This window comes from Kitasatospora sp. NPDC059827 (genome assembly GCF_042731675.1).
Classification (GTDB): domain Bacteria; phylum Actinomycetota; class Actinomycetes; order Streptomycetales; family Streptomycetaceae; genus Kitasatospora.
In genome coordinates, this window is sequence record NZ_JBHWIV010000034.1 from 43,427 (window position 1) to 60,852 (window position 17,426).

General features: G+C 74.0%; 16 protein-coding genes. 10 read left to right on the forward strand and 6 right to left on the reverse strand.

What is annotated here, in order from left to right; translation table 11 throughout:
- Window positions 1–53: 53 nt before the first annotated feature.
- Together ACFV8H_RS21875 and ACFV8H_RS21880 are read left to right on the forward strand one after the other, a co-directional pair.
- Window positions 54–737 (forward strand): response regulator transcription factor, encoded by a 684-nt coding sequence (locus ACFV8H_RS21875; protein WP_380402372.1) that lies wholly within the window; start codon window positions 54–56, stop codon window positions 735–737.
- Window positions 734–2,119 (forward strand): ATP-binding protein, encoded by a 1,386-nt coding sequence (locus ACFV8H_RS21880; protein ID WP_380402375.1) that lies wholly within the window; start codon window positions 734–736, stop codon window positions 2,117–2,119. Before ACFV8H_RS21875 ends, ACFV8H_RS21880 begins: the two co-directional genes overlap by 4 nt.
- Before the next feature lie 128 nt (window positions 2,120–2,247).
- Here the strand turns inward: ACFV8H_RS21880 and efeB are convergent, their stop codons facing one another.
- The 3 genes from efeB to ACFV8H_RS21895 all read right to left on the reverse strand — a co-directional run bounded on the left by efeB (window position 2,248) and on the right by ACFV8H_RS21895 (window position 6,225).
- Window positions 2,248–3,594, reverse strand: coding sequence for an iron uptake transporter deferrochelatase/peroxidase subunit (gene efeB / locus ACFV8H_RS21885; RefSeq protein WP_380402378.1), 1,347 nt, complete (start codon window positions 3,592–3,594; stop codon window positions 2,248–2,250).
- On the reverse strand, window positions 3,594–5,648 hold the full coding sequence (efeU, locus tag ACFV8H_RS21890; RefSeq protein ID WP_380402381.1) for an iron uptake transporter permease EfeU: 2,055 nt from the start codon (window positions 5,646–5,648) through the stop codon (window positions 3,594–3,596). The genes efeB and efeU overlap by 1 nt, the downstream gene beginning before the upstream one ends.
- A 250-nt stretch (window positions 5,649–5,898) precedes the next feature.
- Entirely contained in the window at window positions 5,899–6,225 is a 327-nt protein-coding gene (locus ACFV8H_RS21895; protein WP_380402384.1) for a hypothetical protein, read from the reverse strand.
- A 410-nt stretch (window positions 6,226–6,635) separates the two neighbouring features.
- Here ACFV8H_RS21895 and ACFV8H_RS21900 point away from each other — a divergent pair, with 410 nt between their 5' ends.
- On the forward strand, window positions 6,636–8,258 hold the full coding sequence (locus ACFV8H_RS21900) for a cytochrome bc complex cytochrome b subunit (protein ID WP_380402498.1): 1,623 nt from the start codon (window positions 6,636–6,638) through the stop codon (window positions 8,256–8,258).
- 100 nt (window positions 8,259–8,358) lie between these two features.
- On the opposite strand, the gene ACFV8H_RS21905 is transcribed toward ACFV8H_RS21900, so the two are convergent.
- Complete coding sequence (locus ACFV8H_RS21905) at window positions 8,359–8,757, reverse strand: hypothetical protein (protein WP_380402387.1); 399 nt, start codon at window positions 8,755–8,757, stop codon at window positions 8,359–8,361.
- Window positions 8,758–8,960: 203 nt separating this feature from the next.
- On the opposite strand from ACFV8H_RS21905, the gene ACFV8H_RS21910 reads away from it, so the two are divergent.
- The 5 genes from ACFV8H_RS21910 to ACFV8H_RS21930 all read left to right on the forward strand — a co-directional run bounded on the left by ACFV8H_RS21910 (window position 8,961) and on the right by ACFV8H_RS21930 (window position 12,829).
- Window positions 8,961–9,575, forward strand: a complete 615-nt coding sequence (locus tag ACFV8H_RS21910) for a TetR family transcriptional regulator (RefSeq protein ID WP_380402390.1) — start codon at window positions 8,961–8,963, stop codon at window positions 9,573–9,575.
- Between the two features lie 27 nt (window positions 9,576–9,602).
- The gene (locus ACFV8H_RS21915) at window positions 9,603–11,153 is read left to right on the forward strand and encodes an FAD-dependent monooxygenase (protein ID WP_380402392.1); all 1,551 of its coding nucleotides are present in this window, start codon (window positions 9,603–9,605) and stop codon (window positions 11,151–11,153) included.
- Between the two features lie 71 nt (window positions 11,154–11,224).
- Entirely contained in the window at window positions 11,225–11,575 is a 351-nt protein-coding gene (locus ACFV8H_RS21920; protein ID WP_380402395.1) for a hypothetical protein, read from the forward strand.
- A gap of 91 nt (window positions 11,576–11,666) precedes the next feature.
- Window positions 11,667–12,320 carry an NADPH-dependent F420 reductase gene (locus ACFV8H_RS21925; protein WP_380402398.1) on the forward strand — a complete coding sequence of 218 codons (654 nt, stop codon included), beginning with the start codon at window positions 11,667–11,669 and terminating at the stop codon, window positions 12,318–12,320.
- Between the two features lie 77 nt (window positions 12,321–12,397).
- Window positions 12,398–12,829 (forward strand): YchJ family protein, encoded by a 432-nt coding sequence (locus ACFV8H_RS21930; RefSeq protein ID WP_380402401.1) that lies wholly within the window; start codon window positions 12,398–12,400, stop codon window positions 12,827–12,829.
- 25 nt (window positions 12,830–12,854) lie between these two features.
- Here ACFV8H_RS21930 and ACFV8H_RS21935 read toward each other — a convergent pair whose 3' ends face one another.
- On the reverse strand, window positions 12,855–13,853 hold the full coding sequence (locus tag ACFV8H_RS21935) for a polysaccharide deacetylase family protein (protein ID WP_380402404.1): 999 nt from the start codon (window positions 13,851–13,853) through the stop codon (window positions 12,855–12,857).
- 181 nt (window positions 13,854–14,034) lie between these two features.
- Here ACFV8H_RS21935 and ACFV8H_RS21940 point away from each other — a divergent pair, with 181 nt between their 5' ends.
- Window positions 14,035–14,556 (forward strand): GNAT family N-acetyltransferase, encoded by a 522-nt coding sequence (locus tag ACFV8H_RS21940; RefSeq protein WP_380402408.1) that lies wholly within the window; start codon window positions 14,035–14,037, stop codon window positions 14,554–14,556.
- Between the two features lie 17 nt (window positions 14,557–14,573).
- Here ACFV8H_RS21940 and ACFV8H_RS21945 read toward each other — a convergent pair whose 3' ends face one another.
- Complete coding sequence (locus ACFV8H_RS21945) at window positions 14,574–15,479, reverse strand: carbohydrate kinase (protein ID WP_380402411.1); 906 nt, start codon at window positions 15,477–15,479, stop codon at window positions 14,574–14,576.
- Window positions 15,480–15,837: 358 nt separating this feature from the next.
- Here ACFV8H_RS21945 and ACFV8H_RS21950 point away from each other — a divergent pair, with 358 nt between their 5' ends.
- Complete coding sequence (locus tag ACFV8H_RS21950; RefSeq protein ID WP_380402414.1) at window positions 15,838–17,355, forward strand: M1 family metallopeptidase; 1,518 nt, start codon at window positions 15,838–15,840, stop codon at window positions 17,353–17,355.
- Window positions 17,356–17,426 lie beyond the last annotated feature (71 nt).

A 17,426-nucleotide genomic window follows, 5' to 3' on the forward strand; every position in this document is an offset into this window, starting at 1 on the left:
GAATCCGTGCCCCGCTCTCCACTGCCGTGAGCACGCCAGGGAGAATCTCCCGCATGAGCCACACCGTGCTGATCGCCGAGGACGACCGCGCCATCCGCGACTCGCTCACCCGCGCCCTCACGCTGGAGGGCTACCGGGTGCGGATAGCCGCGGACGGCACCCAGACCCTGGCCGTCCTCGCCGAGCAGCGACCGGACGTCCTGGTGCTCGACGTGATGATGCCCGCGCCGGACGGCCTGGAGGTCTGCCGCCGGATGCGCGCGGCCGGCGACCGCACCCCGGTGCTGATGCTCACCGCCCGGGTCGAGATCCCGGACCGGATCGCCGGACTGGACGCCGGGGCCGACGACTACCTGGTCAAACCCTTCGACGTGGACGAGCTGTTCGCCCGACTGCGCGCCCTGCTGCGCCGCAACCCGCCCGCCGACACCCCCGAGGACGTCCTGACCGTCGCCGACCTGCGGGTCGAGCCGCCGGCCCGCCGGGCCTGGCGCGGCGGCGCCGAACTGGAGCTCTCCCGCACCGAGTTCGACCTGCTGGAGCTGCTCGCCCGGAACGCCGGCGCCGTCCTCGACCAGACCACCCTGTACGAGCGGATCTGGGGCTACGACTTCGGCCCGGGCTCGAAGAACCTCGCGGTCTTCATCGGCTACCTGCGCCGCAAGCTCGACCGCCCCGGCCTCACCCCGCTGATCCACACCGTCCGCGGCGTCGGCTACACGCTGCGCGAGCCGTGACCGGCCCGGCGGCCCGCCGCCCCCGGCTGCCGCGCCCCGGCCTGCGCACCACCCTCTCGCTCGCCTTCGCGGTGATGGCCGCCCTGGTCGCGGTGGTGATCGGCACGCTCGGCTACCACGCGGCGGCCGCGCTGATCCGCGACGACGAGTCGGACGACTTCAACTCGGCCGTCCACGCGGTCAGCGGCCAGGTGGACCGCCAGAAGCTGTTCCCGGGGGACTTCAACAGCCCGAGCGGGCTGAGCGAGCAGCTGCTGCACCCGATCAGGGTGACCGCCCAGGCCCTCGACTCGCACGGGGCGATCCTCCCGGGCACCGCGCACCTCGACCTGCCGACCACCGCGACCGACCGCGAACTCGCCCGCGCCGACGCACCCGCCCGCACGGTGATCGACGTGCGCCGGGTCGGCGGCCGGACCTGCCGGGTGGGCGTGGTCTCGCTCGGCGGCGGCCGGGGCGCCGTCCAGGTCGTGCTGCAACTCGACGACATCGAGGAGCTGTTGGAGGTGCTGCGGCACCAGATGGCGGCCGTGGTGGCCGCCGTCGTGCTGGTGGCGGGCGGATCCGGCTGGCTGGTCGCCGGGCGGATCACCGGCCGGCTGGTCCGGCTCACCGACGCGGCCGAACGGGTCGCCGCCAGCGGCCGCCTGGACGTCCCGGTGCCCGCCTCCGGCCGGGACGAGGTGGGCCGCCTCGGCCGCGCCTTCGACCGGATGCTGGTGCGCCTCGCCACCGCCAAGGAGAACCAGCGCCGACTGGTCCAGGACGCCGGGCACGAGCTGCGCACCCCGCTGACCAGCCTGCGCACCAACCTCTCGGTGCTGCCCAGCATCGACCGGCTGCCGCCCGCCGAGCGCACCGCGCTGCTCGCCGACCTGGCCGAGGAGGCCCGGGAGCTGACCCAGCTGGTGGAGGAGCTGGTGGCGCTGGCGGCGGACCGCAAGGCCGACGAGGACCCGGTCGAGGTGGTGCTGGCGGAGGTGGTCCGCTCGGCCGCCGCCCAGGCCCGCCGGCGCAGCGACCGGGAGATCACGGTGGTCACGGACGACACCGTCGTCATCGCCCACCCGGACGCGCTGGCCCGCGCGGTGGGCAACCTGCTGGACAACGCGGCCAAGTTCGACCCGGCCGGGACGTCCCCGATCGAGCTGGTGGCGCACGGCCTCCGGGTCGAGGTCCGGGACCGCGGTCCGGGCATCGACGCGACCGACCTCGACCGGGTCTTCGACCGCTTCTACCGGGCCACCGCGGCCCGCAGCCTGCCCGGCTCGGGCCTGGGCCTGGCCATCGTCGCCGAGGTGGCCCGCTCGCACGGCGGCACCGCCTACGCCGCCAACCGGTCCGGCGGCGGCGCGGTGATCGGCTTCACCCTGGGCGGCTGAGCACCCCCGAGCACCGCCCGAGCACCGCCCGAACGCCCCCCGAGCACGCCTCGGCCTCGGCCTCGGCACGCCGAACGGGCCCGGCGCGCACCAGGCGCACCGGGCCCGTTCGAAGGCCTGGTCGGCTCTCAGACCGCGGCGAGCAGCCCTCGCCCGAGCCAGTCGGCGTCGTCCTTCACGCCCGGCAGGACGAAGAAGTACCCGCCGCCGGTCGGCGAGATGTAGTCCACCAGCGGCTCGTCGATCAGCCGGGTCTGGGTGGCCTCGAACTGCCGCACCACGTCCTGCTGGTAGCAGCAGAACACCAGGCCCATGTCCAGGTTGCCCGCCTTGTCCACGCCCCGGTCGTAGTTGAAGCCGCGGCGCAGGATGCGCGAGTTGTCGGTGTCGGCGGTGCGCGGGTTGGCCAGCCGGATGTGCGCGTTGAGCGGGATCGCCTTGCCGTCCGGATCCTTGCCGTAGTCCGGCGCGTCGTTCTCCTGGTGCCCGTCCAGCGGCGCGCCGGTGTCGCGGCGGCGGCCGAACATCTTCTCCTGCTCGCTGAGCTTGACCCGGTCCCAGAACTCGATCAGCATCCGGATGATCCGGACCACCTGGTAGCTGCCGCCGGTCGCCCAGGCGGGCTCGCCGGCGCCGTCGGTGACCCAGATCAGCCGGTCGGTCTCGCGGGCCGAGGTGGTGTCCGGGTTGGCGATGCCGTCCTTGAAGCCGAGCAGGTTGCGCGGGGCGCCGTCCGGGCGGGAGGCGCTCTTGAAGCCGTCGATCCGCCAGAGGATCTGCAGCGCCCCGCGGGTGTGGCGGGTGATGTCGCGCAGCGCGTGCAGCACGGTGTCCTGCTGGTCGGCGCAGATCTGCAGCGAGAGGTCGCCGTGCAGTTCACCGGGCTGGAGGTTGTCGTTGGGGAAGGTCTTCATCGGCGTCAGCTTGACGGGCTTGGCCTTGGCGAGCCCGTAGCGGTCGTCGAACAGCGAGGCGCCGACGCCGACCGTGACGGTGAGGTTGTCGGTGGGCACGGTGGGGCCGAGGATGCCGCTGTCCGAGGGCGGGGCGCCGACGCCGAGGTCGGGCGGGGTGCCGCCGGCGGTGAGCAGGCGGATCCGCTCGGTCAGGGTCCTGAACAGGTCCTCCAGGCCCTTGCGGTCCTGGGCGATGACCTGGCAGGAGACGAAGGCGGCGAAGCCGGGGGCCGGGGTGACGACGCCGGCCTGGTGGGCGCCGTGGAACGGGACGGCCCCGTTCGCGGGCTGGTGGGTGTCCCCGGCGGCGGCCGGTTCGGCCCCGAGGGTGAACGCCCCGCCGGCCAGTACGGCGGCCCCGGCGCCCGCGCCGAGCGCGGCCCGGACGAAGCTGCGCCGGGCCGGACCGGCCGGGCAGCCGCCCTGGTCGGCGACCGACTCGGCGACCGGTGCGGCGGAGACGGCGGCAGCGGCGTGCGGGAACGGGCAGGAGCCGGCGGCTGCGGTGTGGTCGGTCATCAGGCGGCCTTCCGGATCTCGAGCAGGGCGGGGACGGGCGAGAGGTCTTCGAGCAGCTGGCCGGTGGCGCCGTTCAGCTGGCGGCGGGTGCCGTCGGGCAGCTTGTCGAGCGGGGTCCAGCCGTCGGCGGTGTGCGCCGCGGCGACGAGGTCCCCGACCCGCTTCATCCCGGCGTTGACCCGGACCAGCACCTGCGGGTCGCGCTCGTCGAGCAGCGGCTGGAGCAGGGTCAGCAGCTCCTGGGTGCCGGCCAGGTTGGCCTGGGTGGTGGCGAGGTTGGTGCCGCTGCCCATGTCGGTGTCGCCGGTCAGCTCGAACTGGAGGGTGTTCTCCAGGATCTCGTGGGCGCGCAGCGGGAGGTCGCCCGGGTCGAAGTCCTGGGTGGGGAAGTCGTGCACCAGCTTGGCGACGTTCTGGGCGAGCTCGTCGGCGACCGGCGTCAGGTCGGCGGCGGACTGGCCGTGCCAGAGGCCGTACTCCAGGCGCAGGAAGCCGGTGAAGCCCGGGTCCTGGGCCTTGTCGGCGTAGCCGTCGGCGCGGCCGTCGATCTTCTTGTCGAGGTCGGCGAAGGTGCCGTAGGCGGCGCCGAGCGAGGCGTACTGGAGGTGGGCGGTGAGCCAGTCGGCCTTGGCGGCGTTGAGGTCGCCGCCGTGCACGTCGGTCTGGATCTTCTGGGTCTGCGTCATCAGGGTCGCGAGGCCCTTGGTGACGTAGTCCTTGTAGCTGTCCAGCGGGGCCTTGAGGTCGTCCTCGGAGACCGGCTTGACGGCCTTGACCTCGGCGCCGCCGGAGACGTGCACGGTGGCGGAGGTGGCGGTGGTGCCGCCGGTGGGCACGCAGCGCCAGGCGTAGTCGCCGGAGCCGATGGTGGCGGTCAGCGCCCGGGTGGTGCCGGGGGCCAGGCCCTCGATCTCACCGTAGACCGCGCCGGTGCCCGGGTTGACCAGGTAGACCTCGGAGACCTTGTCGCCGCTGTTGTGCATCTGGAACACCTGCTGGCCCGGCTGGGGGGTGCCGAAGCCCTTGCCGCACTCCTTCTCGGAGACCGCGACGGTGGCGGAGCTGTCCTGCTTGCCGTCGCTGACGGCGATCACGGCGCCGGCCACCACGACCGGTACGGCGACCAGCGCGGTCGGCAGCACCCAGCGCGGCCGCCCGGTGCGCACCGGCTCGGCCTGCTCCGCGTCCGGCTTGCCCGCCGCCGCAGCGGTAGCGGCGGGGGCCGCGGCCGGAGCCGCCTTGCCGCCGCGCACGCCCTCGATGAACAGGGTCATCACGATGCTCAGGTAGGCGATGTAGCCGACGACCTGGAGGACCGTCATGGTGACGGTCAGGTTGAGGGTGCCCTGGACCAGCGTGGCGTACCAGGACGAGGCGTCCAGGTGCCCGCTCAGGTCGAAGGCGTACGTGCTGCCGCCGCCGACCAGCCCGGACTCCTGGAGGTCGCGCAGGCCGTAGCCGAGCACGCCCGCGGCGACCACGATCAGGCCGGCGCCGGTGAGGGTGAAGAACTTGGTGAGGTTCATCTTGAGGGCCCGGCGGTACAGGCCCCAGCAGAGCGCGACGGAGAGCAGCAGGCCGACGGCGGCGCCGATGATCGGCCCGGTGGACTCTCCGGCGGTGCGGGCGTTGGTCCAGAGGAAGAGCGAGGTCTCCAGGCCCTCCCGGGCGACGGCGAGGAAGCTGGTGAGCACCAGCGCGCCCGCGCCCATGGCCAGCGAGGCCTGGACCTTCTCCTTGATGTCGGCGGAGAGGGTGCGCGCGGAGCGGCGCATCCAGAACACCATCGCGGTGACGAAGCCGACCGCGATCAGGCTCAGCACCCCGCCGAACGCCTCCTGGGCGTGGCCGGAGAGGTTGGCGGCGGTGAAGGTGAGCACCGCGCCGAAGCTGAGGCTGAGTGCGACGGCCGCCGCGGCGCCCGTCCAGACCTGGGGGAGCCGGCCCTTCTGACCGGCCCTCACCAGCGTGGCCACCAGGATCGAGACGATCAGGCCCGCTTCGAGTCCCTCGCGCAGCCCGATCAGAAAGCTGGGAAACGCCTCATCCCACATGCAGCGGGCTCCTCCCCCGGGCCGCCCCGGGTCGTACCTGTTCTGGAGCGCACCGCCGCGGCAGCGGCGGCACGGCACGGCGAACGCCCCGGACACCGTGGTCCAGGGCGTTGCGCTTAGCTTAGGCAAACCTTAGAGGGACGGCGGTCAACTGCACCCCCCGTTCAGGTAAGGGTTCGGTATGAGAACACCCATGCGCCGGGCAACTCCGCAGGTCGGAGCCGTCGGGGCCGCCGAGGGGCGGACCGGTTCACCCCCACCACTGCTCGGGTGCCGCGTCGGGCCCGGGCTCCGGAGGGACCGTCACCGGTTCGGCGCAGCGCACCAGCAGCTCCCCCTCCTCCGTCCCCGTGACCAGGAAGCCCCGCTCCCGCAGGACGAGCGCGGCCGCCCCGCTCAGCGCCGCCCGCGCCGACCCGGAGGGCGGACCGTCCGCCTCCGCCCCCGGGGACCAGCCGACCGCCACCCCCTCGGGGTGACGGTCGATCGACAGCGGCGAGGTGCCCGGTGCGGTGTCGAACCCGGCGCGGGACAGGGCCTCGGTGACGGACTCGAGGAGTTCACGGTGATCCACCATTGGCGCAGCGTAGGCCCGGCCCCGCGCGGCGCCCGGACGCGGCACGCGCCGAAACGGTTCAGCTGCACCCGGGCGCAGCATCACCCCCGCCCGGCCCCGACCGGCGGCCAGCCGATCGGGCGTCAGGAACCCCCGTCCGGCCCGACACGAGCGGCCGGACGGCCCGATGGACGTGCACAGTCGGCCCCCTGCCGACAGCATGACAGAGTAAGCGCTCCATCACCCTGAGCAACGGGTCCAGTGAACCGCCCAGGTCCGCGCGCCGGTCCGCCCGGCGGACCCGTATCGAGAGGTCCCATGATCACAACACTTCGCCGGCCGGCGTCCTCGCCGACGGGCCTCCACGCCGGCACGCCGAGAACGCCGGGGAGCCCGTCGTGAGAACCGACCAGCAGTCGCAGCCGGGACCGGTGACCAGCACCCGCGCCAAACCGGCCAACAAGGCCGAAGCCCTCGCCGACTGGACCGACGGCCGGCTCGGCATCTACTCCCTCGCCAAGGCCAACCTGCGCAAGATCTTCCCGGACCACTGGTCCTTCATGCTGGGCGAGATCGCGCTCTACACCTTCGTCATCATCATCCTGACCGGCGTCTGGCTGACCCTCTTCTTCAACCCGAGCATGGGCGAGGTCGTCTACGACGGCTCCTACGTCCCGCTCAAGGGCATCCGGATGTCCGAGGCCTACGCCTCGACCGTCAACATCAGCTTCGAGGTCCGCGGCGGCCTGCTGATGCGCCAGATCCACCACTGGGCGGCCGTCGTCTTCATCGCCTCGATGCTGACCCACATGCTGCGGGTGTTCTTCACCGGCGCCTTCCGCAAGCCCCGCGAGATCAACTGGATCTTCGGCGCGCTGCTGCTGTTCCTCGGCATGTTCGACGGCTTCATGGGCTACTCGCTGCCCGACGACCTGCTCTCCGGCACGGGCATCCGCTTCATGGAGGGCGCGGTCCTGGCGGTCCCGATCGTCGGCACCTACCTGCAGTTCTTCATCTACGGCGGCGAGTTCCCGGGCACCGACATCATCCCGCGACTGTTCACCGTCCACATCCTGCTCATCCCGGGCATCATGGTGGGCCTGCTCGCGGCGCACCTGATCCTGGTCTTCTACCACAAGCACACCCAGTTCGCCGGGCCCGGCCGGACCAACGAGAACGTGGTCGGCATGCCGCTGATGCCGGTCTACATGGGCAAGGCCGGCGGCTTCTTCTTCCTGGTCTTCGGCGTGATCTCGTTCATGTCGGCGATCGCCACGATCAACCCGATCTGGGCGTACGGCCCGTACCGGCCCGACCAGGTGTCCACCGACGCCCAGCCGGACTGGTACATGGGCTTCTCCGAGGGCCTGATCCGGGTGATGCCGGGCTGGGAGATCAGCGTCTGGGGCGGCCACACCCTGAACCTCGGGGTGTTCATCCCGCTGATGGTCTTCCCGACCGTGCTGCTGGCCATCTGGTGCTGGCCGTTCCTGGAGGCCTGGGTCACCGGGGACCGCGGCGAGCACCACATCGCCGACCGCCCGCGCAACCACCCGGTCCGCACCGCGTTCGGCGTGGCCTGGATGGGCCTCTACCTGATCCTGCTGGCCGGCGGCGGCAACGACCTGCTGGCCACCCACTTCCACCTGTCGATCAACGCGATCACCTACGCCGTGCGGATCGGCTTCTTCGCCCTGCCGGTGGCGCTGTTCGTGATCACCAAGCGCTGGTGCCTGGGCCTGCAGCGGCGGGACAAGGAGAAGGTGCTGCACGGCCGGGAGACCGGCGTGATCAACCGGCTGCAGCACGGCGAGTTCGTCGAGGTGCACGCGCCGCTGCCGCAGGGCCGGCTGTACACCCTCACCTCGCACGAGCAGCCCGAGCCGGTCGAGCTGGCGCCCGAGGTGGACGAGAACGGCGTGGCCCGCCGGGCCGGCCTGTGGACCCGCACCCGGGCCAAGCTGTCCCGCGGCTTCTACGGCGAGGGCAGCCAGATCGCCAAGCCCACCGTCGAGGAGCACGAGGAGATCACCAGCGGCCACGGCCACCACTGACCGCGCTCCCGGCACGACCAGGGCCCGCTGCACCGGAAACGGCGCGGCGGGCCCTCGGCGTCGCCGGGCTCCCTCGGAGTCACCCGGGCCGGCCGGCCGTTCAGCCCCGCAGGGCCGCCGGGACGACGGTGAACAGCGCCGCCGCCAGGGTGACGGAGAGGCAGAGCGCCGCCCAGCGGGTGCAGATCCGGCGGCACTCCGCGCGGTAGCGAGCGGCCAGCCGGCGGCAGCGGTCGACGGCGCGGTCGACGACCTCCTCGGCGTAGCGCAGGCGGTCGGCGGCGTAGGCCCGCTCCAGGTCCTCCCGTTCGGCCTCCGGCAGCCAGGGGAACTGCGCGGCGAAGGCGCGGGCGTCGCGTTCGGCCGCCGCGACCTCGGCCTCCCAGGCCAGGAAGCCCTCGATGCGGGCGATCCCCACCCGGGAGTTCCTCCGGCCGCCGCCGGCCGCCCCGCCCTGGCGCGGGGTCCGCGCCCGCGGTGGACGCCGTCTGGCGCTCATGACCGCTCCTCACGTCCTGTCGGATCGTCCCGCCGGAATTCCTGCGCGGACGGGCTCCGGCGCCGAGTCGCTCCGCAACCACGCAACTACTACCAGCGACGAACCGCAGGTGGCGGGCGGCTCGCCACGACCCCGGACGCCCGAGAGAACTTGCGTGGCACGCACTATTGCGCACCACGCACCTTTAGCGGGACAGTGGTGCCATGACCGACGGAGAGCCCGGACTGCGGGAACGGAAGAAGGCCGCGACGCGGGAGGCGCTCAGCTGGGCGGCGCTCAGCCTGGCCGTGGAACGGGGACTGGAGAACGTCCGGGTCGAGGACATCGCGGCCGCGGCCGGGGTGTCCCCGCGCACCTACAACAACTACTTCTCCAGCAAGGCCGAGGCGATCGTCTTCCGGCACCGCAACCGGATCATGCGGGCCGCCGAGGCCCTGGCCACCCGTCCGGCGGAGGAACCGCTGTGGGAGGCGCTGTCCCAGGCCCTGGTCGAACCCTTCGACGGTGCCGAGGAGGAACCCGCCCCCGGGTGGGTCGCCGCCGTGCGACGACTGCTGCGCGAACCCTCGCTCCAGGCCGAGCTGTTCCGCGGCGGCGCGCAGACCAGGGCCGGGCTCACCGCCGCGATCGCCGCCCGCACCGGCACCGATCCGGACCGGGACCTCTACCCGAAGCTGGTGGCCGCGGCCGCGCTCTCCGCGCTGCAGGTCACCAACGAGCACTACCTGGTCGCCGACCCGGTGGTGCCCTTCAAGCCGCTGTTCGCCGAGGCGCTGCGCCAACTCGCGGCCGGGCTGCCCGATCCGTCCGCCCGGTGAACCCACCACACCCCTGGGGGAATTGACATGACCAACGAGGTCGTCATCGTCGGCGCCGGCCCGGTCGGGCTGTTCCTGGCCTGCGAACTGACCCTGGCCGGCGTCCGGCCCGTGGTCCTGGACCGGCTGCCCGAGCGCTCCGGCGAGCAGAAGGCCAACGGCCTGGTCGGGCAGGTGCTCCGGCTGCTCGACCACCGCGGCCTCCACCGGGCGCTCAGCGGCGCCGCGGGTGCGCCGCGGCCCGTACCCCGGTTCGTCTTCGGGGCCTTCCCGCTGGACCTGCACCGGCTCGACGGCAATCCGCTGCACGCCCTGCCGATCCCGCAGCACCGGATCGAGGCCGTCCTGGAGGAACACGCCCTCGCACTGGGCGTCACGGTCCTGCGCCGGTGCGAGGTCACCGGCTTCACCCAGGACCGGGACGGGGTCACCGTGGACCTCCACGGGCCGGACGGCGCACGGCAGTTGCGCACCCGCTACCTGGTCGGCGCGGACGGCGGCCGCAGCACCGTCCGCAAGCGCGCCGGCATCGGCTTCCCCGGCGTCACCTCACCCGACCCGGTCTCCCGGATCGCCCACGTACTGCCGCCCGAGGGCCTGCGCACCACCGACGACGGCAAGCTCCTGCTGCCCGGCTGCCCGACCCCGTTCGGGCCGTGGACCCACACCCGCACCGAGCACGGCGTGTTCGTCATCTCCCCGTTCGGCCCGGACGCCGCCATGATCGCCACCATGGAGTGGGGCGGCCCGCCGGTCGACGAGGCCGGCCCGCTCACCCTGGACGAGCTGCGCGCCAGCATCCGCCGGGTCACCGGCGCCGACCTGCCGCTCGCCCCGGCCCGGACGGCGGGACCGTTCACCCCGCGCCGCACCGTCGGCCACAACACCCGGCTCGCCGAGCGGTACCGCGAGGGCCGCGTCCTGCTGGTCGGCGACGCCGCGCACGTACACGCCGCGACCGGCGGCCCCGGCCTCAACCTCGGCCTCCAGGACGCCGCCAACCTGGGCTGGAAGCTCGCCGCCGAACTCCGGGGCTGGGCCCCGCCCGGCCTGCTGGACAGCTACCAGGACGAGCGCCGGCCGGTCGGCGAGCGGGTCTTCATGCACTCCCAGGCCCAGATGGCCCTGATGGCCCCCGGCCCGGGGATCACCGCACTGCGCGCCCTGGTCGGCGAGCTGATCGCCCACCAGGACAACCTCGCCCGGATAGCCGCCCTGATGGCGGGCAGCGACGTCCGCTACGACACCGACTGCCCGCACCCGCTCGCCGGGGGCTTCGCCCCGGAACTCGCCCTCGACACCCCGACCGGGAGCACCCGCCTGGCCGAACTCACCCACAGCGGAAGGCCGTTGCTGCTCGACCTGACCGGCGGCGCGCTCGGCCTCGCCGACCTGGCGGCCGGCTGGAAGGACCGGGTCGACGTCCTCGCCGCCGACTGCCCCCAGACACCACCGCCCGCCGGAGCACTGCTGCTGCGCCCGGACGGCTACGTCGCCTGGGCCTGCACCCCCGGCGAGGCCGACCGGGCGGGGCTGGACCGGGCGCTGCGCGGCTGGTTCGGCGAACCGCGGATCTGAGTACCCGCACCCGGGCGGACTGAGTACTCCACCCCTGCCGGGGCGGCGGGAGCCGCCGGAAGACTGGGCGCATGAGCGAATCCCTGCCCACCGCAGCCGCCCCGACCGGGACCGCACCGGACCGCTGGTGGCGGGCCCCGTCGATCTCGACGGCGCTGACCCTGGCACTGCTGCCGCCCGCGGTCATGCTCCGGGGCCTCGGCGAGATGGCCACCGACCCCTGCACGTCCACGGGCCCGTGCCCCGCCGTGCCGCACCTGGCGGTCGCCTCGGCCGCCGTGGTCGCGGCGGTGATCGCGGTCGTCCTCCAGTGGCCCGCGGCCCGGCTGTTCCGACCGGCCCGGGTGGCCGTCTCCCTGGTCCCGCCGGCCGCACTCGCGGTCGAGTTCTTCGCCCTCCTGAGCATCGGCCCCGGCGCGTGACCCCGGCAATCGCACCCCAGCGACACCGGGTCAACTAGGGTCGTCGCGGCCGCCCTTCGACGGGCGGAGGGAACCGGACGAACGGGGAACCATGCGCATCGGAATCATCGGCACCGGCGTGGTCGGGCAGACCCTCGCGGACAAGCTGGTCTCGCTCGGCCACCAGGTGGCCCTGGGCTCCCGGAGCAAGGACAACGAGCACGGGCTGGCCTGGGCCCGGCAGGCCGGCCCCGCGGGCAGCTGCGGGACCTTCGCCGAGGCGGCGGCCTTCGGCGAGGTGGTGCTGAACGCCACCGGCGGGACGGTCTCGCTGGCGGCGCTGCGCGCGGCCGGGGCGGAGCACCTCGCCGGGAAGCTGCTGATCGACGTGTCCAACCCGCTGGTGTTCGGCCCCGAGGGCGTCACCCTCACCCCGGTCAACACCGACAGCATCGGCGAGCAGATCCAGCGCGAGTTCCCCGAGGCCCGGGTGGTGAAGGCCCTCAACACGCTGAACTGCGAGCTGATGGTCGCACCGGGCAGGCTGGCCGGCGAGCACAACCTGTTCATCGCCGGGAACGACGCCGCCGCCAAGGCCGAGGCGGTCGCCCTGCTGGGCGAGTTCGGCTGGCCGGCCGAGTGGATCGTCGACCTCGGGGACATCACCGGCGCCCGGGCGACCGAGATGATGATGCCGCTCTGGCTCCGGATGATGGGCCACTTCGGCGACGCCGCGTTCAACTACTCCTTCCGGCGGCCCGCGTAACTCTCCGGGCCCGCCCCTCCCCCGGTGGTGGGGCGGGCCCGGCGGGCGCCGACCGGCCGTGGGGGACAATGGTCGGCATGTCCCGACGTCGTTCCGCGCCCCGCCCCGCCGCTCCCCGGCTGCTGCCGTCCTCCCCGTGCCCGTGCGGCCTGCCCGCCGCCTACGGCGACTGCTGCGGCCGGCTGCACCGCGGCCAGGCGAAGGCCACCACCGCCGAGTCGCTGATGCGCTCCCGGTTCAGCGCCTTCGCCGCCCAGGACGAGGCCTACCTGCTGCGCACCTGGCACCCGGACACCCGGCCCGACGAGGTCGACTTCGACCCGGCCCTGCGCTGGACCGGGCTGGAGGTGCTCTCCACCAGCGAGGGCGGCGCCTTCCACGCCGAGGGCACGGTCGCCTTCCGCGCGCACTGGACGGAGGGCGGCGAGCAGGGCGTGCTCAGCGAGCACAGCCGCTTCGTCCGGCACGAGGGCGCCTGGGTGTACCTCGACGCCCTCTCGCTCGGCTGAGGACCCGCCGGCCGGGGCCGTCGCCCTACAGGTAGTCGTCCAGGCGGCCCAGCGAGTAGCCGGCCGCGGTGACCTCGTTGAGCACCTTGCGCAGCAGGTCCGGCATGGTGGCCTTCCAGTCGGAGGTGCCGCGGAAGTGGGTGAGGATGATGTCGCCCGGGTGGAGCTTCCGGTCGTCGTAGCGCCACTCCATGTGGTCCGGGAAGGCCTCCTCGTTCCACAGCGGGACGGCCTGCACCCCGCAGGAGGCCGCGGCGCGCAGGGTGTCGTCGTTGTACTCGCCGTACGGGGGGCGGAACAGCCGGGGGCGCACGCCGATCTGCTGCTCCAGCTGGTCCTGCTGGTCGCAGATCTCCCGGCGCTGGGTCTCGTAGTCGAGGACCTTGAGGTTGCGGTGGTTGATCGTGTGGTTGTTGATCTCCACGCCCTGCTTGTGCAGGTCCCGGAAGTAGCCGTAGTTGTCGCGGACGAGGTAGTCGGAGAGGAAGGCGCTGAGCGGGATCCCCAGCTCCGCCGCCATCCGGGAGAACTCCGGGTCCTTCTCGAAGCCGTCGTCGATGGTGAGGAAGACCACCTTGTCCTCGGTCGGCACCCGGAACACCACGGGCGGGCGGCCGTCCTTCAGTTTGACGCCCTGCACCGGGGTGAGGGTGGCCTTGGCGGCGGGACGGGCCGGGGCCTTCAACGGCGGGTGGTCCAGGCCCCAGCGCTGGGCGGTCTCCAGGGCGGTACGGGCCACGTCGGCCTGGCGGGCGGCCGCCTCGCTGCTGGTCTCCTCCTGTTCCCGGGCCAGGCCGGGGAGCAGCGGCGGAGCGGGTTGGGCCGCCCCGGGGGTCGCCGGGGCGGCGTCGGCTCCGGCGGGCGCTGCGGCGGCTCCGGCGGCGGGCGCCCCCGCGGCCGGGGCGGGCTTCGGCTGGGCGGCGGGACCGGCGCAGCCGGTGACCACGGCGGTGAGGCAGACGGCGGCCAGCAGTCCGGTGCGTGCGCCGCTCCGCTTCTGACCTTTCCTCAGATCCCCACTCATGCGACAAACTGATGGTCCGTTCATAGCTGCTACTGCTCCCCCGCCGGGCGCCCCCGCCAACCCTGCGTCACCCGCCCGGGGCAACGGCACGCCGCCCGCCTTGCCGATCCTTTGCCGAACCCCCCGCAACCGGCACGAAAACCCTTTGCGACCACGGCCCCCGGAAACGGATCATGCGCGCATGACCGACCGCTGGACCATCACCACCGCCGACGTGACCGCCCCCGAGGCCACGGACCTGCTGCGCGAGTACTACTACGACGTGGCCAACCGCTACTACCGCCTGCACCTGGGCCGCGAGGGCACCCCGGAGGAACTGGAGTCCGGCCTCGCCGGCTCCCCCAGCGGCGACCTGGCCGCCCCCAGCGGCCTCTTCCTGCTCGGCCGCTACGACGGCGCGCCCCAGTCCTGCGCCGGCCTGCGCCGCCACGACGCCACCAGCGTCGAACTCACCCGGGTCTTCGTCCGCCCCGGCCTGCGCGGCACCGGCGGCGGCGCCCAGCTGCTCGCCGCCGTCGACCGGGCCGCCCGCACCATGGGCGCCGAGCGGATCGTCCTGGACACCCGCCTCGACCTGGTCGAGGCCCGCGCCCTCTACCTGCGCAACGGCTACCGGGAGATCCCGGCGTACGGCGACACCGGCCCGTACTCCGAGGTCTGGTACGGGAAGGACCTCACCGAGCCGGACTGCCAGGGGAGTTGACCGCCGGCCGGGCGGCCCTACCGCGCCCCTGCCGCCCGGCGGCCCGCCAGGGCCATGGCCAGCTCGGCGGCCGAGGGCGGGTTGGCGCCGGGGCGGGAGACGGTCAGCGCGGCGGCGGTGACGGCCTCGGCGAGGCAGTCGGCCAGATCCGTGCCGGCCGCGCGGGCGTGCAGAAGGGCCGCCATGAACGAGTCACCGGCGCCGACGGTGTCCGCCACCGCGACCGGGACGGCCGCCACCCGCTCCCGGCGGCCCGCCGCGGTGAGCGCCAGGGCGCCCTCCGCCCCGAGGGTCACCGCGACCGAGTCGGGCCCCAGGGCGAGCCAGCGCTCGGCGACCGCCTCGACGGGCTCGCCCGGGTAGAGCCAGGCGAGGTCCTCGTCGCTCGCCTTCACCAGGTCGCTGAGCGCCACGCAGCGCTCGACCCGGCGCACCGCCGCCGCCCGGTCGCCCATCAGCGCGGGGCGCACGTTCGGGTCGTAACTGACCGGCACCCGGTCGCGCCACCGTTCCACCAGGGCGAGCACCGAGGCGGCGCCCGGTTCGGTGACCGCGCCGATCGAGCCGAGGTGGATCCCGGCGGGGGCGGTGGAGAGTTCGGTCGGCGGCAGCGTCCAGCCGATGTCGAAGGTGTACCCGGCCCTTCCCTGCCCGTCCAGCCGCACCACCGCCGAGGGCGTCCGGGCCACCTCGGCCGCCCGGACCACCACCCCGGCCGACTCCAGGTGGCGGCGGATCAGCCGCCCGTCGGCGTCCGGCCCCAGCTCGGTGAGCAGCACCGCCGGGTGGCCCAGCCGGGCCAGGCCGTACGCGACGTTCGCCGGGCTGCCGCCGGGGTGGACCCGGTCGGGGGCGCCGTCCGTCCGAACGATGTCGGCGACGCACTCGCCGATCACCAGAAGATGTGAAGCGGGGCTGGTCACGGCGGCTCCTGGCATCCGGTACGCGGGCGTCGTCCGGGGGCCACCCTACGCGGTGCGTCCGGGAAGGCGTCCGGGCACAGGAGTACGGCCGCCGGACCTGGCCAGGTTCTCCGACGGCCGTGGCCCCGTCCGTCAGGGGACGAAGCACTACGAACGCTAGCCCCGGCCCGGGGGCGCCGCCAGCACCGTGGTCCGTCCGGGGGACGCCCGCGTGTCGGCACCGTCGTGGCCGTTCCGGCCGGATCCGGCGGGATCCGGCCGGTCCCCGCCGGACGGAGCTGACGGTCCAGTAGGGTCCGTGCCCGGTGCGCCGCGCACGCACCGCACGTCCGCCTCGTACGAAGTGTGGTGATCCCCCTTGCCCAGGACCCGTGCCGCCTCCGCCCTGGCACTCGCCCTCGGTGCGGTGCTGCTGTCCGTGAGCGCCCCGCCGGCCGCCGCCGTGGACGGACTGGGCGATCCGGTCTTCCCCTCGCTCGGCAACCCCGGGTACCGGGCGCTCGCCTACGACCTGTCCTTCGAGTACCGGGCCGACACCCGGACCGTGGACGCAACCGCGGTGATCACCGCCCGGACCACCCGGACCACGGCCGCCCTGTCGCTGGACGCGCTCGGGCTGGACGTGCACGCCGTCCGGGTCGACGGGCGGGCGGCCCGGTTCACCGTCCACGACGAGAAGCTGACCGTCACCCCCCGGGAACCGCTGCGCCGCGGCAGCACCGCGCGGCTGACCGTCGAGTACACCGCCGACCCCCGCGCCGCCCTGCCGCACACCGGCTGGGTGCCGACCGCGAACGGCTTCGCGGTGGCCGGGCAGCCCGCCGGTGCCCACACCGTCTTCCCGTGCAACGACCACCCGAGTGACAAGGCCCGCTTCACCATCGCGGTGACCGCGCCGGATCCCCTGCTGGGCGTCGCCAACGGGGAGCCGGCGCAGACCGTGCCGCTCGGCGACGGCCGCACCACCCGGCGGTACGTCTCCCGCGAGCCGATGGCCACCGAACTCGTCCAGGTGTCCGTCGGCGACTACACCGTCCGCGAGCGCACCGGCCCGCACGGGCTGCCGCTGCGCGACGTCGTACCGACCGCCAGGGTCGCCGAGCTGGCCCCGGCCCTGGACCTCACCGCGGACCAACTCCGCTGGGCAGAGCAGCACTTGGGACCGTTCCCGTTCGAGTCCTACGGCATCCTGCCGGTCGACAGCGACGACCCGGCGGCCTTCGGCTTCACCGGACTGGAGACCCAGACCCTCACCCTCTACAAGCCGGGCTTCCTGCGCCAGGCCGAACCGGCGATCGGCTCGCACATGATGCACGAGCTGGTGCACTCCTGGTTCGGCGACAGCGTCACCCCCGCCGCCTGGGCCGACCTGTGGCTCAACGAGGGCCACGCCGACTACTACGGCCTCGCCTACCGCTACGAGCGCGGCTGGCCCGACGCCTGGGGCGACACCACCCTGACCGCCCGGATGCGCCGGGTGTACGGCCTCGGCGACCAGTGGCGGCACGACTCCGGCCCGGTCGCCTCGCCCACCGCCGACACGCTCTTCGACGACCAGCGCTACACCGGCGGCGCCCTGGTGCTGTTCGCCCTCCGGGAGAAGGTCGGCGCCGCCGCCTTCGACCGGATCGAGCGGACCTTCCTGCGCGAGCACCGCCACAGCACCGCCACCACCCGGGACTACGTCCGCACCGCCTCCGAGGTCTCCGGGCAGGACCTCACCGGCTTCCTGGACGACTGGCTGTACGGGCGGCGCACCCCGCCGATGCCCGGCCACCCGGACTGGACGGTGGCGCCCGTGACCACCGCACCGGACCCCGCCGGCGCCCGCCCCGCCGGGCCGCCACGGCTGACGGAGCACTCGGGAACGGTCTGACCCGCTTCGCGGCGTCCGACCGGCTTGCGGAGCTTTCGGACGCTCCGTCGCCGTTCGCCCGCCCGGGCGCG

Coding starts and splice junctions, on each gene's coding strand:
- ACFV8H_RS21875 (WP_380402372.1), top strand. CDS start 54: ATGAGCCACACCGTGCTGATCGCCGAGGACGACCGCGCCATCCGCGAC.
- efeB (WP_380402378.1), bottom strand. CDS start 3,594: ATGACCGACCACACCGCAGCCGCCGGCTCCTGCCCGTTCCCGCACGCC.
- efeU (WP_380402381.1), bottom strand. CDS start 5,648: ATGTGGGATGAGGCGTTTCCCAGCTTTCTGATCGGGCTGCGCGAGGGA.
- ACFV8H_RS21895 (WP_380402384.1), bottom strand. CDS start 6,225: ATGGTGGATCACCGTGAACTCCTCGAGTCCGTCACCGAGGCCCTGTCC.
- ACFV8H_RS21905 (WP_380402387.1), bottom strand. CDS start 8,757: ATGAGCGCCAGACGGCGTCCACCGCGGGCGCGGACCCCGCGCCAGGGC.
- ACFV8H_RS21910 (WP_380402390.1), top strand. CDS start 8,961: ATGACCGACGGAGAGCCCGGACTGCGGGAACGGAAGAAGGCCGCGACG.
- ACFV8H_RS21915 (WP_380402392.1), top strand. CDS start 9,603: ATGACCAACGAGGTCGTCATCGTCGGCGCCGGCCCGGTCGGGCTGTTC.
- ACFV8H_RS21920 (WP_380402395.1), top strand. CDS start 11,225: ATGAGCGAATCCCTGCCCACCGCAGCCGCCCCGACCGGGACCGCACCG.
- ACFV8H_RS21925 (WP_380402398.1), top strand. CDS start 11,667: ATGCGCATCGGAATCATCGGCACCGGCGTGGTCGGGCAGACCCTCGCG.
- ACFV8H_RS21930 (WP_380402401.1), top strand. CDS start 12,398: ATGTCCCGACGTCGTTCCGCGCCCCGCCCCGCCGCTCCCCGGCTGCTG.
- ACFV8H_RS21935 (WP_380402404.1), bottom strand. CDS start 13,853: ATGAGTGGGGATCTGAGGAAAGGTCAGAAGCGGAGCGGCGCACGCACC.
- ACFV8H_RS21940 (WP_380402408.1), top strand. CDS start 14,035: ATGACCGACCGCTGGACCATCACCACCGCCGACGTGACCGCCCCCGAG.